Source organism: Capillimicrobium parvum, assembly GCF_021172045.1.
Classification (GTDB): domain Bacteria; phylum Actinomycetota; class Thermoleophilia; order Solirubrobacterales; family Solirubrobacteraceae; genus Capillimicrobium; species Capillimicrobium parvum.
The window spans coordinates 5139468-5153593 of record NZ_CP087164.1 but is presented as its reverse complement, the minus strand read 5'-3'; the positions used below and the strand labels follow the sequence as shown (position 1 = coordinate 5153593).

General features: G+C 75.0%; 15 protein-coding genes. 8 read left to right on the top strand and 7 right to left on the bottom strand.

Features of this window, described 5'->3' with window-relative positions; all coding sequences use genetic code 11:
• Window positions 1-101: 101 nt before the first annotated feature.
• Window positions 102-935: an MFS transporter gene (locus DSM104329_RS25100; protein ID WP_259312599.1), complete on the top strand. Its 834-nt coding sequence runs from the start codon at window positions 102-104 to the stop codon at window positions 933-935.
• Here the strand turns inward: DSM104329_RS25100 and DSM104329_RS25095 are convergent.
• On the bottom strand, window positions 908-1741 hold the full coding sequence (locus tag DSM104329_RS25095) for a class I SAM-dependent methyltransferase (protein WP_259312598.1): 834 nt from the start codon (window positions 1739-1741) through the stop codon (window positions 908-910). The two genes, DSM104329_RS25100 and DSM104329_RS25095, sit on opposite strands and share 28 nt — an antisense overlap.
• A gap of 133 nt (window positions 1742-1874) precedes the next feature.
• Between DSM104329_RS25095 and DSM104329_RS25090 the strand changes: the two genes are divergently transcribed.
• Window positions 1875-3428, top strand: a complete 1554-nt coding sequence (locus DSM104329_RS25090) for an RNA polymerase sigma factor (RefSeq protein WP_259312597.1) — start codon at window positions 1875-1877, stop codon at window positions 3426-3428.
• A 212-nt stretch (window positions 3429-3640) separates the two neighbouring features.
• Here DSM104329_RS25090 and DSM104329_RS25085 read toward each other — a convergent pair whose 3' ends face one another.
• Complete coding sequence (locus DSM104329_RS25085) at window positions 3641-4039, bottom strand: hypothetical protein (RefSeq protein WP_259312596.1); 399 nt, start codon at window positions 4037-4039, stop codon at window positions 3641-3643.
• A gap of 104 nt (window positions 4040-4143) precedes the next feature.
• Between DSM104329_RS25085 and DSM104329_RS25080 the strand changes: the two genes are divergently transcribed.
• Window positions 4144-4437 carry a DUF3817 domain-containing protein gene (locus DSM104329_RS25080; protein ID WP_259312595.1) on the top strand — a complete coding sequence of 98 codons (294 nt, stop codon included), beginning with the start codon at window positions 4144-4146 and terminating at the stop codon, window positions 4435-4437.
• A 2-nt stretch (window positions 4438-4439) separates the two neighbouring features.
• Window positions 4440-4904, top strand: a complete 465-nt coding sequence (locus tag DSM104329_RS25075; protein WP_259312594.1) for a universal stress protein — start codon at window positions 4440-4442, stop codon at window positions 4902-4904.
• On the opposite strand, the gene DSM104329_RS25070 is transcribed toward DSM104329_RS25075, so the two are convergent.
• The gene (locus DSM104329_RS25070) at window positions 4890-5603 is read right to left on the bottom strand and encodes a lysophospholipid acyltransferase family protein (protein WP_259312593.1); all 714 of its coding nucleotides are present in this window, start codon (window positions 5601-5603) and stop codon (window positions 4890-4892) included. The genes DSM104329_RS25075 and DSM104329_RS25070 overlap by 15 nt on opposite strands.
• 60 nt (window positions 5604-5663) lie before the next feature.
• Between DSM104329_RS25070 and DSM104329_RS25065 the strand changes: the two genes are divergently transcribed.
• A complete protein-coding gene (locus tag DSM104329_RS25065; protein WP_259312592.1) occupies window positions 5664-7328 on the top strand; it encodes an FAD-binding oxidoreductase in 1665 nt (554 codons plus the stop codon).
• Window positions 7329-7341: 13 nt separating this feature from the next.
• A complete protein-coding gene (locus tag DSM104329_RS25060; protein WP_259312591.1) occupies window positions 7342-8157 on the top strand; it encodes an IclR family transcriptional regulator domain-containing protein in 816 nt (271 codons plus the stop codon).
• A 1-nt stretch (window position 8158) separates the two neighbouring features.
• Here the strand turns inward: DSM104329_RS25060 and DSM104329_RS25055 are convergent, their stop codons facing one another.
• On the bottom strand, window positions 8159-8920 hold the full coding sequence (locus DSM104329_RS25055) for an SDR family NAD(P)-dependent oxidoreductase (protein WP_259312590.1): 762 nt from the start codon (window positions 8918-8920) through the stop codon (window positions 8159-8161).
• Window positions 8917-10212, bottom strand: coding sequence for a histidinol dehydrogenase (hisD, locus tag DSM104329_RS25050; RefSeq protein WP_259312589.1), 1296 nt, complete (start codon window positions 10210-10212; stop codon window positions 8917-8919). The genes DSM104329_RS25055 and hisD overlap by 4 nt, the downstream gene beginning before the upstream one ends.
• 56 nt (window positions 10213-10268) lie before the next feature.
• On the opposite strand from hisD, the gene DSM104329_RS25045 reads away from it, so the two are divergent.
• Window positions 10269-11273 (top strand): LacI family DNA-binding transcriptional regulator, encoded by a 1005-nt coding sequence (locus DSM104329_RS25045; protein ID WP_259312588.1) that lies wholly within the window; start codon window positions 10269-10271, stop codon window positions 11271-11273.
• Here DSM104329_RS25045 and DSM104329_RS25040 read toward each other — a convergent pair.
• A complete protein-coding gene (locus tag DSM104329_RS25040; RefSeq protein ID WP_259312587.1) occupies window positions 11270-12160 on the bottom strand; it encodes an intradiol ring-cleavage dioxygenase in 891 nt (296 codons plus the stop codon). The genes DSM104329_RS25045 and DSM104329_RS25040 overlap by 4 nt on opposite strands.
• A 14-nt stretch (window positions 12161-12174) precedes the next feature.
• Entirely contained in the window at window positions 12175-13293 is a 1119-nt protein-coding gene (locus DSM104329_RS25035) for a maleylacetate reductase (protein ID WP_259312586.1), read from the bottom strand.
• 228 nt (window positions 13294-13521) lie between these two features.
• Here DSM104329_RS25035 and DSM104329_RS25030 point away from each other — a divergent pair, with 228 nt between their 5' ends.
• On the top strand, window positions 13522-14076 hold the full coding sequence (locus DSM104329_RS25030; RefSeq protein ID WP_259312585.1) for a methyltransferase family protein: 555 nt from the start codon (window positions 13522-13524) through the stop codon (window positions 14074-14076).
• Window positions 14077-14126 lie beyond the last annotated feature (50 nt).

Below are 14126 nucleotides of genomic sequence, written 5' to 3'. Positions count from 1 at the left end.
CTCGTCGGCACGTTCATGGCCGCCCTGGACGGCTGCTGGCGGGCCCGCGGCTGCTGCCGCTCACCCGCAGCCCGGTCCGCCGCGCGCTCGACATCCGCGGCGTGGCGCTGCTGTCCGCGGTGGTGCTGCTGGTCATCGTGCCGCTCGTGTTCGGCCACCAGGCCGGCTGGGCGCCGTGGACGTTCGCCTGCCTGGCGGCGAGCGTCCCGGGCGGCGCCTTGCTCGTCGCGCACCTCGGCCGGCGCCGGACGGCGGGCGGCGACCCGCTCGTCGACCTGCGGCTCCTGCGCCGGGCGCCGCTGACGCTCGCGCTGCTGGCGGTGTGCGCGGCGGTGGTCGCCTACGGCGGCTTCCTGTTCACGACGACGCTGCACCTGCAGGGCGGGATGGGCCGCAGCGCACTGAGCTCGGGCCTGACCTTCGCGCCGTACGCGCTCGGGTTCGCGGTCGTGAGCCTGGCGATGGCCGGTGCCGGCGCCCGCAGCGCCCGGATGCTCACCCCGCTCGGCCTGGCGATCGCGGCGGTCGCGTACGCCGGGCTCGGGCTCGCCGCCCGGCACGGGGCGTGGGACGCCGCCGTGCAGCTGCCGCTGCTGGCGGTGGCGGGAGCCGGGTTCGGCACCGGCTTCAGCCCGCTGATCGCCCGGGCGATCAGCGACGTCCCTGCGCAGGCGGCGCCCGACGCGAGCGGCCTGGTCAACACCGCGGTGCAGCTGTGCTTCGCGCTCGGCGTGGCCACGATCGGCGGCGCGTTCCTCGACGAGGCGACCGCGATGACCGCGGCGGTCACCGGTCACGCGTTCGCGATCGGCGCGTACGCGTGCGGCGGGCTGTCGCTCGCCGGCGCCGCCCTGGCGGTGGCGCTGGGGCGGGCGGAGCGCACGGCGCCGGCCGAGGCGGTCCTCGCTCATCGCGCGCTGGCACGCAGCGCGTAGAGCAGCGGCAGCGCCTCCTCGCCGCCGAGGCGCAGGCGCATCCGGCCGTCGGCCTCGCGGCGCAGCATCGTGCCGCGCGGGTCGGCGGCCACGTCCATGTGCTCGGTCAGGCCGTCGATGCGCAGGCCCGCCCCGAGCGCCGCGGTGACGACCTCGCCGATCGAATGGCCGAACTCGACCGTGCGCGTCGCCTCGAGGTGCGCATTCGGCGCGGCGTACGTGCCGTCCTCGTCGAACACCCGCGGCCCGTCGTTCGCATAGGGGAAGTCGACGGTCAACGGGTCGACCGCGCCGATCATCAGGTACAGCGGGTGGATCTCGACGAGGACCAGGCGGCCGCCGGGCCTCAGCGTGGACGCCACCGAGCGCATCCACGCGCCGACGTCGTCGATCCAGCCGAGCACGCCGATCGTCGCGTACGCGAGGTCGAAGCGGCCGTGCAGCCCGGCGGGCAGGGCCGTCGCGTCGCCGAGCACCCAGTCGACCGCCACCCCGCAGCGCTCCGCGAGCGCCGCGGCCTCCTGCAGCGAACGCGGCGAGAAGTCGACGCCGGTCACGCGCGCACCCGCTCGGGCCAGCGAGATCGCGTCGTAGCCGAGGTGGCACTGGACGTGCAGCACGTCGAGACCGGCGACGCTTCCCACCGCGGCGGCGACGGCCGCGCGCTCGGCGTCGGTGAGCGAGTCGCGCCCTGCGACGAGGGCGTCCGCGTCGTAGTAGGACGTGGCCTCCCCGCCCGCCGAGTGGATGGCCGCGAGCGCGTCCCAGTGCGCGCGGTTCGCGGCGAGGGCCCTATCGTGGTCCATTGCGGCAAGGGTGACAGGGATGAGCCGGCCTCGTGGCGGGAACATGATGGGTGCGATGGCGAGCGACGTGCAGCCGCGGCCGAGCGGCCAACTTCCGGTTGGTCGCGGGCGTTTCCGCAGACATGCAGGCGCATTGGGCAGCGATGACGATGCGGCGCTCGTCGCGGGCGTGCGCGCCGGGGATCCGGCGGCGTTCGAGGCGATCTTCGACCGCTACGGCTCTGTCCTGCTGTCGTTCTGCCGCCACATGCTCGGCTCGCGCGAGGACGCCGAGGACGCCCTGCAGCACGTCATGCTCTCGGCGCACCGGGCGATGCTGGCCTCGGATCGCGAGCTCCATCTGCGGGCGTGGCTGTTCACGATCGCCCGCAACCGCTGCCGCTCGATGCTGCGCGCCCGTCGCCCGGAGAGCTCGCTCGAGGACGCCGAGCGCTGGGAGGGAACCGACGGGCTGGCGGCGGAGGTCGAGCGGCGCGAGGACCTGCGGGCGATGCTGGCCGATCTGCGCGGGCTGCCCGAGCAGCAGCGGGCGGCCCTCCTGCTCGCCGAGCTGGGCGCCCACTCCCACGAGGAGATAGCCGAGGTGCTCGAGGTGCGTCCCGCCAAGGTCAAGGCGCTCGTCTTCCAGGCCCGCGAGGCGCTGGCGGCGGCGCGGGCGGCACGCGAGACGCCGTGCTCCGAGATCCGCGAGCAGCTCGCGACCCTGCGGGGCAGCGCGCTGCGCCGGCGGCTGTTGCGCCGCCACGTGGCGTCCTGCCCGGGCTGCCAGGCGTTCGAGGCCGAGGTGGCGCGCCAGCGCGCGGCGATCGCCGTGCTGCTCCCGGTCGCGCCGAGCGCCGCGCTGAAGGCCACGGTCCTCGGGGCCGCGGCGGTGGGCGGCGGCGGCGCGGCCGCGGGCGGCGGCGTCGTGGGCGGCGGCCTGCTGGTCGCCGCGCAGAGCGGGACGGCGAAGCTGCTGGCGGTCGCCGTGGTGGCCGGCGTCGGCGGCGGCGGCTATGTGGCGATCACCGAGCACCACCGGGCGGACCGCCGGGCGGCCGATCCGCCGGCCGCCGCCTCCGTACGGCCGGCGAAGGACCGCGTGCTCGCCTCGCCCGTCGCGACCCGGCTCGCGCCGCAGCCCGTCTTCACCCCCGGCCGCCGGGTGGCCGTCGCCCCGGCCCCTCGAGGGACGAGTGGCTCGTCACCGGCGCGTGGTGTCGGTCGGCATCCGCTCGGGCGCGAGCCGAAGCCCGGGGCGGGCTCGAGCGGCGAGAACGCGATCGCGAACGCTCCCGTCCACAACGGTGCGACGAACGCGACGCGCCCGGTCAAGCCGGAGAAGGCCAAGCCGGTCAAGCCCGTGAAGGTCAAGCCGGTCAAGCCCGTGAAGGTCAAGCCCGTCAAGCCGGTCAGGCCCGTGAAGGTGAAGGCCGTCAAGCCCGTGAAGCCGGTCAAGCCCGTGAAGGTGAAGGCCGTCAAGCCGGTGAAGCCGGTCGAGCCCGTGAAGGTCAAGCCCGTGAAGGTCAGGCCGAACGCCTCGAACGGCCCGGCCTCGGTCGCTCCAGGTCAGGCGAAGAAGGCCGACCCCGTCCAAGCCGGTGCGGGCAGCGCCGGGAGCGCCTTCCATCCCGGGAAGGCGAAGAAGCCCGACTCCGCCGGCTCGCTTGCGCCGGGCCAGGCGAAGGAGGCCGCCAAGACGGAGTAGGGACGGGGACGGGCCGCCGGGTCCCGCCGACCGCGGCCCGCCCCCGTCTCTGGTCTGACCGGCCGGCGACCTCGGTGGCGGGGCTCCAACGGACGGGCGAGAACCACATTCGCCTCGGACCGCACCACCGGGCCGCAGCCGGCCTCCAAGCGGTCTGCACCGGCGGGCGCCCCCCTGGGTCTTACGCCGGCCGACCGCTCAGGCCTGGTCCGCTAGGTCGTCCTCTTCGCGGAGACACACTTGCCGAAGGCGTTGCGCTTGTTGGCGTTCGTCCCGTACTTCTGGGCGAATGCCGCAGCGTCGGCCTTCCACTCGTCCCGGCAGGCTCGCGCGGCGTTGCTCACGTCCTCGCGCTCCTGCTGGGTCATCGCCTTCGTCTTGGCCACGCAGCGCGCGAACGCGTTGGCCTTGTTCGCGTTCGTCCCGTAGAGCTGGCGGAACGCGGCGACGCCGAGTTCCGTGCGCTGGGCCTTGCACGTCTGCGCCGCGTTCGGCCGGTCCTTCCCGGGCGGATGGTCCGGTCCGTGACCGGAGCTTCCGGTGGCGAGCGCGGTGCCGGTCGACGCGCACAGCGCCGTGGCGCCCGCAAGCGCCAGCAAGGTCTTGCGCATATGGCGGTTCCTCCTGAATCGCATGTGGTCGCAGAGGAGAACGCCGGATCCGCGCGCAGGTTGGGAGGTCGCACCGGAGATCCGAGTCGGTAGCTTCAGCGCCGATGACCGCCCTTCGCCTCCTTCGCTACGTCGCCTTCGCCGAAGCCACCAGCTTCCTCGCCCTCCTCGTCGCCGCCTACTTCAAGCACGACGGCCAGGGGGAGACCGGGGTGTCGATCCTCGGCCCCATCCACGGCGCGCTCTTTCTCGCCTACGTCGTCCTCACGCTCCTCGCCCGCGAGATCGCCGGCTGGAGCGCAGGTACCACGGTCCTCGTCCTGATCGGCGCGGTGCTGCCCTTCGGCGGCTACGTCGTCGACTGGAGGTTCCTGCGCACGCCGCCGCGGACGGCCTGAGCATGGACCGCCCGATCGTCGTCGGCTACGACGGCTCCGCGGACGCCGGCCAGGCGATCGTCCAGGCGGCGGCGCTGTTCCCCGGCCGCCGGGCGCTCGTCGTTGTCGTCTGGCCGCCGCTCGTCGGCGGGGCCGCGGCGGGCCTCGCCGCCCTTCCCGCTTCGGTCGTCCGCGAGGGGGAGGCCAAGCTCGACGCCGAGGCCGGGGACGCGGCCCGCGCGCTTGCCGAGCAGGGCGCGAGCCTCGCTCGGGAGGCCGGCCTCGCCGCGGAACCGTGTCCGGTCGGCACCGCCGGTCCTGTCGTGAACGCGCTGCTGCGCGCCGCCGACGAGCACGACGCCGCCGCGCTCGTCGTCGGCAGCCGGGGGCGCTCGGCCGTGAAGTCGGCGCTGATGGGCAGCGTCTCGAGCGGCGTCGTGCACCACGCCCGCCGCCCGGTCGTCGTCGTGCCCTCAGCGCCCGCCTGACGCCACCACGAGGTCCTCGGCGTCGAAGAACGCCTGGACCCGGTCGATCGCGTCGTGGCGGTCGTCCGGGCTCGCCGCATGGATCGGCTCGCCGAACACGACGCGCACCGGATGGCGCCGGCGCCAGAGCCGCCGCCGCGGCCACGCCTGCCCGGGCGGCATCGCTGCGCCCGTCCCGCTGAGGTGGATCGGCAGGATCGCCAGGCCGTGGCGCGCGGCGAGGACCGCCGCGCCCGTGCGCAGCCGCCCGCCGGACCCCTCGCGCACCCGCGTGCCGTCCGGGTAGACGAGCAGGTTCCAGCGCTCGGCCAGCAGGCGCTCGACGTGTTCGAGGTCCCCGACGCCGCCGCCCTGGCGCTGCACCGGCACCGTGTTGAAGACGAGCGACACGAGCCGGGCGATGCGCCGGTCGCGGTAGAAGTAGTCCGCCGCCGCGGCGACCGCGGTGCGGTGGCGCCACTTCCAGGGCAGCGCGCGCAGGATGATCGGCGTGTCGAGGTGGCTGCGGTGGTTGGCGACGAACACCACCGGCGGCTCGATGCGCGCGAAGCGCTCGGTGCCCGCCCGGCCGCGCCGCGTGTAGTACGTGAGGATCGGCGACAGCACGAAGCGCTGGATCGTCTCGCGCAGCACCCGGGCCGTCCGGCACCGGGCCCATGGGACGTCGAGCTGCGCGCAGCGGTTGATCTGGCCTCTCATCCTCGGCATGCCGAACACCGCGGGCGGCGACCGGTTTCACGCATTTGCGAGGCTGTCGCCATGGACGCGATGAAATGGTGGGGCTGGGGGCGCGAGGACGTCGCGTTCACGCACGAGGACAAGCCGGGGCTGCGGCCGTTCATCCAGCGCGCGCTCGACGTCGACGTCGCGCAGCCGGGCGAGCCGCCCGTGCCCTTCTCGACGGTCGACGTCCCGGAGCCGAAGGTCGACGCGACGCTGCTCGCCGCCCTGCGCGCGGCGGCCGGCGTCGACCACGTCTCGGTGGACCCGCACGACCGAGTGGTCCACGCGCGCGGCAAGGCGCTGCGCGACCTCGTCCGCCACCGCACCGGCGACGTCGGCCGGGTGCCCGACGTCGTCGTGCGCCCCGGCGACGAGGCGGCGGTCGCCGGCATCCTGCGCGCCGCCCTGGACGCGGACGCAGTCGTCATCCCGTTCGGCGGCGGCACGAACATCTCGGGCAGCCTCGAGGCGCCCGCCGTCGAGGAGCGCACGATCGTCTCGCTCGACCTCGGCCGCCTGGACCGGCTGCTCGAGATCGACGCCGAGTCGCGCCTGGCGCGCGTGCAGGCGGGCGTGTTCGGCCCGCACCTCGAGGAGCAGCTGCACGCCCACGGCTGGACCGCGGGCCACTTCCCCGACAGCTTCACCCACTCGACGCTCGGCGGCTGGATCGCCACGCGATCGTCGGGCATGCAGTCCGACAAGTACGGCGACGTCGCCGACCTCACGCGCGCGGTGCGCGTCGTCACGCCGGCCGGCACGCTCGTCACGCGCCCGGTCCCGAGCACGTCGACCGGCCCGAGCGTGCGCGAGATGGTGCTCGGCAGCGAGGGCCGGCTCGGCATCATCACCGAGGCGACGATCCACGTCCACGCGCTGCCTGCGCAGCGGGTCATCCTCGGCTACCTCCTGCCCGACTGGCCGCGCGCCCTGGAGGCGATGCGCGCGCTCGCCGAGGCGGAGGTGACGCCGTCGGTCACGCGCGTGTCCGACGCCCCCGAGACGCAGTTCTCCTTCGCCACCCGCAAGGCGCCGACCGCGTTCGACCAGGTCAAGTCGCGCGCGCTGCAGCTGGCCCTGCGCCGGCTCGGCATCGACGCCGAGCAGATGTGCCTGTCGTTCGTCGGCTACGAGGGCTCGGAGGAACGCGTCGCCGCGCAGCGCAGGGCGGTCGGCCGGATCGTCAAGGAGCACGGCGGCCTGTGCATCGGCGCGAGCCCGGGCGAGCTCTACGACCAGAAGAAGTTCGACACGCCGTACATCCGCGACTTCCTCCTGGACCGCGGCACGCTCGCCGACGTGTCGGAGACCTCGGCACCGTGGGGCGCGCTGCCGCGTCTCTACGACAACGTGATGGCCGACGCGCGCGCGGCGTTCGCCCGACTCGGCATCACTGGCTACATCATGTGCCACCTGTCGCACTCGTATCACTCGGGCGCGTGCCTGTACTTCACGTTCGCGTTCAAGCCGTCGGGGGCGCGCGAGCCCCTCGAGGAGTACGACGTCGTCAAGGGCGCGATCCAGCAGGCGTTCGTCGACAACGGCGCGACGCTCTCCCACCACCACGCGGTCGGTACGGAGCACGCGCAGTGGCTCGAGCAGGACATCTCCGCGCCGGGCGTGGCGATGGTGCGCGCGCTGTTCGATGGGGTCGACCCGGGCGGCAACCTGAACCCCGGCAAGATCGTCGTCCGGACGTAGAATCGTCCGCGCGATGGCGAGCGTCGACGCCTCCGCGCCCCGGCGCGGCACCGGACTGCAGTCGCTCGAGCGCGGCCTGACGGTCGTCGCCGCGTTCTCGCGCGAGCACCCCCGCATGACGCTCAGCGAGGTCGCCCGGATGACGGGCCTGACCCCGGCCACCGCCCGCCGGATCCTGCTGACGCTGGAGGAGCTCGGCTTCGTGCGCTGCGAGGAGCGGCGCTTCTCGCTGACGCCGCGCGTCCTCTCGCTCGGCTGGTCGTACCTCTCGTCGCTGGACCTCTGGGAGATCGCCCAGCCGGTGATGCAGGACGTGGCCGGCCGCGCGGGCGAGACGTGCACGGCCGCGACGCTCGACCTGCCGGACGTCGTCGCGGTCGCGCGCGCCACGACCCGCCGGATCATGACGATGAACCTGCAGGTCGGCGGCCGTCTGCCCGCGCACGCCACCGCGATGGGCCGGGTGCTGCTGGCCGACCTTCCGGAGGCCGAGCTCGAGCGGTTCCTGGCCACGGCGGCCCTCGCGCCGCTGACCGAGCACACGATCCGCGAGCCGGCGGCGCTGCGCCGCGAGCTTACGCGGGTGCGGCGTCAGGGCTGGGCGCTGGTCGACGAGGAGCTCGAGATCGGCCTGCGCTCCGTCGCGGCGCCCGTGCGCGGCGCGGACGGCCGCGTCTTCGCCGCGCTCAACCTCTGCACGTCGAGCGGGCGCGTCTCGGCGGCCGAGGTGCACGAGCGCCTGCTGCCCGGTCTGCTCGACGGCGCGGACGAGATCTCGGCGGCCCTGCGGCGCCGCCAGGAGCCGCCGGTCCTGCGCCTCGCGCCGTAGCTCACCAGGCGGTCCAGCCGCCGTCGACGCGCAGCATGTGGCCGGTGACGCTGGCCGACGCGTCGCACGCGAGGTAGCGGGCGGCGTGGGCGACGTCGTCGATCGTGGCGAGGCGGCCGCTCGGCAGACGGCGCTCGAGGATCTCCTCCCGGAACCCGGGGTCCGCGAAGAACGGCGCCGTCATCGGCGTCTCGACGAACGTCGGCGCCACCGCGTTGACGCGCACCCCAGCGCGCCCCCACTCGACGGCGAGCGCCTTCGTCATGCCCTCGACGGCGTGCTTGGTCGCGCAGTACGCGACGCGGCCCGGATAGCCGACGGCGCCCATCTGCGAGGAGAGCGTGACGATGCTGCCGGGCACGCCGCGGCGCAGCATCGAGTCGCCGGCGGCGCGGCACGCGAGGAACGTGGCCCGGACGTTGACGGCGAACAGGGCGTCCCAGTCGGCCATCGGGTAGTCGCGGGCGGGGCCCGGCCGGTTGGTCCCGGCGGCGGTGACGACGACGCGCAGGTCGCCCAGCTCCTCCGCGGCGGCGACCGCGGCGGCGGCCGCATCCTCGTCGGTCACGTCGGCGGGGTGGGCGAGCGCGCGGCCCCCCTCGGCCGCGATCGCCGCGACGACCTCGTCGAGGTCGGCCGCCGTCCGGGCCACGCACGCGACGTGGGCGCCGGCGCGAGCGAGCTCGAGGGCGATGCCCCGTCCGAGCCCCCGCCCCGCGCCCGTGACGAGCGCGACGCGCCCGTCGAGCGACCACGCGCTCATGCCCGTGCGCGCTCCAGGCGCATGGTCGCGGTCAGCCCGTGGCCCTCCATGTGCTCGGCCGCGCAGATCGCCTCGATCGCCGGCGCCACCGCGCGCGTGCCCTCCGGCGTCAGCCGCTGCCACGTGCACGTCTTCAGGAACTTGCCCACCCACAGGCCGCCGGTGTAGCGCGCGGCCCGCGCGGTCGGCAGGACGTGGTTGGTCCCGACGCCCTTGTCGCCGTAGGCCACGGTCGCCTGGGCGCCGAGGAAGAGCGAGCCGTAGTTGCGCAGGCGGGCGAGGTAGTCGTCGAGCTTGGCGTCGTCGACCTGGATCTCGAGGTGCTCGTTCGCGGCCTCGTCGGCGAGCGCGATGGCCTGGTCGTCGGAGTCGACGATCGCGATCCAGCCGTGGTCGCGCCACGCCTGCCCGGCGATCTCCGCGGTCGGCCATGTCTGCAGCAGCGACTCGATCTGGCCCGCGACCGCGCGCGCGACGTCCTCGCCGATGGCGATCACGCCGGCGGGCGAGGTCGGCCCGTGCTCGGCCTGGCCGAGGACGTCGGCGGCGACGATGCGCGGGTCGGCGGTCCCGTCGGCCACGACGAGCACCTCGGTCGGGCCCGCGAGCAGGTCGATGCCGACCCGCCCGAACAGCTGCCGCTTGGCCTCGGCGACGTAGGCGTTGCCGGCCCCGACGAGCATGTCGACCGCCGGCAGGTCGTCGATCAGGCCGAAGGCCAGCGCCGCGAGGGCCTGGACGCCGCCGAGGCAGACGACCGCGTCCGCGCCCGAGGTCGCCATCGCGTGCAGCATCGCGGGGTGGATGCCGCCCTCGCGCTGCGGCGGCGCGCAGGCGATGACCTGGGGCACGCCGGCGGCCTTGGCGACGAGGACCGTCATGAACGACGATGCGAGCATCGGATAGCGCCCGCCGGGGACGTAGGCGCCGACCGAGCCGACCGGGATGTGGCGGTGCCCGAGCACGACGCCGGGCAGGGGCTCGACGCGCAGGTCGGTCAGCGTGGCGCGCTGGGCCTCGGCGAAGCCGCGGACCTGGCGCTGGGCGAAGGCGATGTGGTCGCGGAGCGCGGGATCGAGCTGCGCGGCCGCCCGCTCGACGTCCTGCTCGGTGGCGACGAAGCTCGGCGGATCCCAGCCGTCGAGGTCGCGCGACCAGCGGCGCACGGCGTCGGCGCCGCCCGCCTCGATGTCGGCCAGGATCTCCTCGACCCGGCGGCGGATCTCGGCGCCCGCCTCCGGCGTCGGGGGGCCGGGGGACTTGAGGTAGCGAACGTCGTCGGCGGCGATCATCCGCGAATCTTACATACGTATGCAACGCCCCAGGCGATCGGGTAGGGTGACGCCCCGTGCGGGCCCCGACCAGCCATGACGTCGCGGCGCTCGCGGGCGTCTCGCAGCCCACGGTCTCGCGCGCGCTACGAGGCGATCCGCGCGTGGCGCCTGACACGATCCGCCGGGTGCGCGAGGCCGCGGGCGCGCTCGCCTACGTGCCGAGCCGGCGCGGCCGCAGCCTGTCGACGCGGGCCACGGGCCAGGTCGCCGTCGTGGTCCGCGACCTCGGCAACCCGTTCTACAGCGAGGCGATCCTGCACCTGCACGCCGCGCTCGACGCGGCCGGCCGGCGGGCCGTCGTCCACACCGACCTGCCCGGCCGGCCGTTCGCCGCCGAGCAGCTGCTCGACGGCGCGGTCGACGCCGCCATCCTCACCACGACGCTCGTGGGCTCGGCGCTGCCCGGCGCGCTCGCGGACCGCGGGCTGCCGGTGGTGCAGTTCAACCGGACGGCCGGCGGCGACGCCGCCGACGCCTGCGAGAGCGACAACGCCGGCGGAGGACGCGAGGTGGCGACGCTGCTCGCCGGCCTCGGGCACACCGAGATCGGCGCGATCCTCGGCCCGGCGGACACGAGCACCGGCCGCGACCGCGAGGCCGGCCTGCGCGCCGGCCTGGCACAGCGGGGCATCGCGCTCGCCGATGCGCGGGTGCGTCGCGGCCCGTTCTCGACGGCCACGGGCCACGAGGGGCTGGCGAGCCTGATGGCGGCGCCCCATCCGCCCAGCGCCGTCTTCTGCGGCAACGACGTCGTCGCGGTCGGCGCGCTCAACGCGGCGCGCGCGCTCGGGATCCCGGTCCCGGACCGGCTCACGATCGTCGGCTTCGACGACATCGCGATGGCCGCCTGGGAGGTGTTCCGCCTGACGACCGTGCGCCAGGACCTAGCGGCCATGAGCGGCGCCGCGATCCGCCTCCTGCTCGACCGGATCGACGATCCGGGGCGCCCGCCGCGCCGCGTGCGGGTCCCGGTCGAGCTCGTGCCGCGCGGCTCGCACGGCGCGCCGGCGCGGGCCTAACGCGCGGGCGCCGGCGCGAGCACCATGTCGTACTGCATCGAGTACCACGGGCCGTCGAGCTCGCGCCCGTCCGGCGTGGCGCTGCCGCCCTCGTGACGCTCGAACGGCGCGATCAGGGAGCTCTTGACCCCGAAGACCGCGTCGGTGTCGAGGTACTGGTCGCCTTCGACGAAGACGTGGGTGATGAGCGTCGCGTAGCCCGGCGCGTCGATCTTGAAGTGCACGTGCGCGGGACGCATCGGGCTGCGGCCGGCCGCCTTGAGCAGGTCGCCCACCGGGCCGTCGTCCGGAATCGGGTAGGCCTCGGGCAGGACCGACCAGAACCAGAAGCGGCCGTCGTCGGCGGAGCGCAGGTGGCCGCGGCCGCGGACGGCGTCGAGGTCGGCGATCTGCACGTCGTAGAAGCCGTCCTCGTCGGCCTGCCAGACCTCGATGAGCGCGTCGGGGATCGGTGTGCCGTCGGTCGAGACGACGCGCCCCTGCATCCAGCACGGCTGACCGGGCGCGCCCGCGGCGATGTCGTCGCCGTTGGCGAACGCGGGGGAGCCCGCGACGAAGAACGGCCCGAACACGGTCGACTCGGTGGCGCCGCCGGGGTGGCGGTGGTTGATGCCGATGACCTGCATCGACAGGCCGAGCACGTCGGAGAGCAGCACGACCTCCTGACGCTTGTCGTCGGTGATGTGGCCCGTGCGGGTCAGGAAGTCGATGCCGGCGAACCACTCCTCCTCGGTGAGCTGTACGTCGGCGGCGAACGCATGGAGGTGGCGCACGAGGCTCTCGGCGATCCGGCGGAAGCGGGCGTCGCCGCTCGTGGCGAAGCTCGTGAGCACCGCGTCGGTGAGCTCGGTGTCGGACAGGTTGCGTCGCTCGGCCTGCTCGGTCATGCGTCTCGGCTCCTTCATCGGTTCAGGATCGCCGCCGACGGCCGCACGCCGGCGGCCGCGCCGGCCAGCACGGCGCGCAGCCCGTCGGCGTCGACCGGGCGCGGGTTGCTCGGCGGCACCACGGCGAGGATGGGCTCGAGCACCTCGTCGATGCCGCCGGCGGGCAGGCCGACGTCGGCGAGCGCCATGGGCGCGCCGATCCCGGCCGCGAGGTCGTAGAGCGCGGCGGCGGGATCCCCCCGCTCGCCGAGGACGCGGTCGAGGCGCTCGGCGATCGCCGGCATCGCCGGGGCGTTGTAGGCGACGACGTGCGGCAGCACGATCGTGTGGGTCTGAGCGTGGGGCAGGTCGAACGCGCCCCCGAGCGCGTGGCAGATCTTGTGGTGCAGGCCGGAGCCGGCGACGGCGAACGCCGCGCCGGCGAGATAGGCGCCGTAGAGCGTGTCGGCCCGGCCGTCGAGGTCGCCGGGCCGCTCGACGGCGACCGGGACGCCGCGGGCCAGGGCGCGGATGCCCTCCTCGGCCATCAGGCTGGTGATCGGGTTGGCCCCGGGCGCGTAGAACGCCTCGACGCAGTGGGCCATCGCGTTCATCGCGCTCGGGCCGCTGATCTCCGGCGGCAGGGTGAGCGTGAGCTCGGGGTCGTAGACGACGACGGCCGGCTGCACGGCGGCGTCCCGCCCGGTCGTCTTGCGCCGGCCCTCGGTCAGGCCCCACACCGGCGTCATCTCCGACCCGGCGTACGTCGTCGGGACGGCGACGATCGGCAGCGGCTGCTCGAGCGCGATCGCCTTGGCGGTCCCGGTCGTCGAACCGCCGCCGATGCACAGCAGCCCGTCGGCGCGCGCGTCGCGCGCGGCCGCCCGGGCGCGCTGCGCGACCTCGACCGGCACGTGCGCGCGCACCTCCTCGAACGTCGCGGCGACCCGGTCGCCCAGCGGCGCGACGAGCCGGCGCGCCAGCTCGCGCTCGGGCTCGGCCGCGACCACCAGCACGCGCTCGCAGCCGAGGCGCTCGACCTCCGCGGCCAGCCGCCCGGTGCTCGCCCCGCTCCCGAACACGACCCTCCCGGGCAGCGCGTCGTAGACGAACGACCCGACCGTGTTTTCGCTGGGCGAAATGTGTGGCGACATGCGAACGGCAGTGTGGTCGGCTCGCGCGTGGGTTGTCAAGCCGAGCGCCTCATCCTCGCGCCGGCGCCGGCGCCGGTGCCGGTGCCGGTGCGCGTGCCGGTGCGGGTGCGGGTGCGGGGTGCGGGTGCGGGTGCGGGTGCGGGTGCGGGGTGCGGGTGCGGGGTGCCGGTGCGGGGTGCGGGTGCGGGGTGCCGTCGCCGATGGCCGACTGGCCTAGCCTGGGGGTCCGTGGAATCCGTCATCGGCACCTTCGTCGTCTTCCTCCTGCTCGCCGCGCTCGTCCTCGCGGTGCTCGGCCGCGAGGAGCGGGTCGGCGTCATGTCGGGGCCGGCGGCGATCGGCGTGTGGTTCGTCTACCTCGTCCACGCCGACACCGTCGTCACCGCCGCATACGTCGAGACCGGTCGGGTCGACGCCATTCCCAAGTCGGTGGCGTTCATCGCCGGCGGCCTGGTGATCGTCGCCGGGTTCGCGCTCTTCGCCTGGGCGACGCGCGCGCTCGTCAACCAGGGCGACTTCGAGGGCCTCCGCGCGCGCCGGCTCGTCACCGGCGGCCCGTACGGCTTCATGCGCCAGCCGCAGAACGCCGGCTGGGCGCTCATGCTGCTCGGCGTCGCGATCGCCGGCCGGTCGCTGATCTCGCTCGCGCTGGTCGCGATCTTCGTGGCCTTCGTCGCGCTCCTCGGCCGGCTCGAGGCGCGCGGCCTGGCCGTGTCGTTCGGGGACGAGTACGAGCGCTGGCGCTCGCGCACGCCGTCCCTGCCATTCGTGCCCGTCACGTAGTTCCGTCCGACCTTCTCCGCGCCGGGTCGCGGAAGACCACGGACGACCGC

Bases quoted from the DNA above. Each gene is read 5' to 3' on its own strand.
- DSM104329_RS25070 (WP_259312593.1), bottom strand. From the start codon at position 5,603: ATGAGAGGCCAGATCAACCGCTGCGCGCAGCTCGACGTCCCATGGGCC.
- DSM104329_RS25060 (WP_259312591.1), top strand. From the start codon at position 7,342: ATGGCGAGCGTCGACGCCTCCGCGCCCCGGCGCGGCACCGGACTGCAG.
- hisD (WP_259312589.1), bottom strand. From the start codon at position 10,212: ATGATCGCCGCCGACGACGTTCGCTACCTCAAGTCCCCCGGCCCCCCG.
- DSM104329_RS25075 (WP_259312594.1), top strand. From the start codon at position 4,440: ATGGACCGCCCGATCGTCGTCGGCTACGACGGCTCCGCGGACGCCGGC.
- DSM104329_RS25080 (WP_259312595.1), top strand. From the start codon at position 4,144: ATGACCGCCCTTCGCCTCCTTCGCTACGTCGCCTTCGCCGAAGCCACC.
- DSM104329_RS25085 (WP_259312596.1), bottom strand. From the start codon at position 4,039: ATGCGCAAGACCTTGCTGGCGCTTGCGGGCGCCACGGCGCTGTGCGCG.
- DSM104329_RS25035 (WP_259312586.1), bottom strand. From the start codon at position 13,293: ATGTCGCCACACATTTCGCCCAGCGAAAACACGGTCGGGTCGTTCGTC.
- DSM104329_RS25095 (WP_259312598.1), bottom strand. From the start codon at position 1,741: ATGGACCACGATAGGGCCCTCGCCGCGAACCGCGCGCACTGGGACGCG.
- DSM104329_RS25055 (WP_259312590.1), bottom strand. From the start codon at position 8,920: ATGAGCGCGTGGTCGCTCGACGGGCGCGTCGCGCTCGTCACGGGCGCG.
- DSM104329_RS25065 (WP_259312592.1), top strand. From the start codon at position 5,664: ATGGACGCGATGAAATGGTGGGGCTGGGGGCGCGAGGACGTCGCGTTC.
- DSM104329_RS25040 (WP_259312587.1), bottom strand. From the start codon at position 12,160: ATGACCGAGCAGGCCGAGCGACGCAACCTGTCCGACACCGAGCTCACC.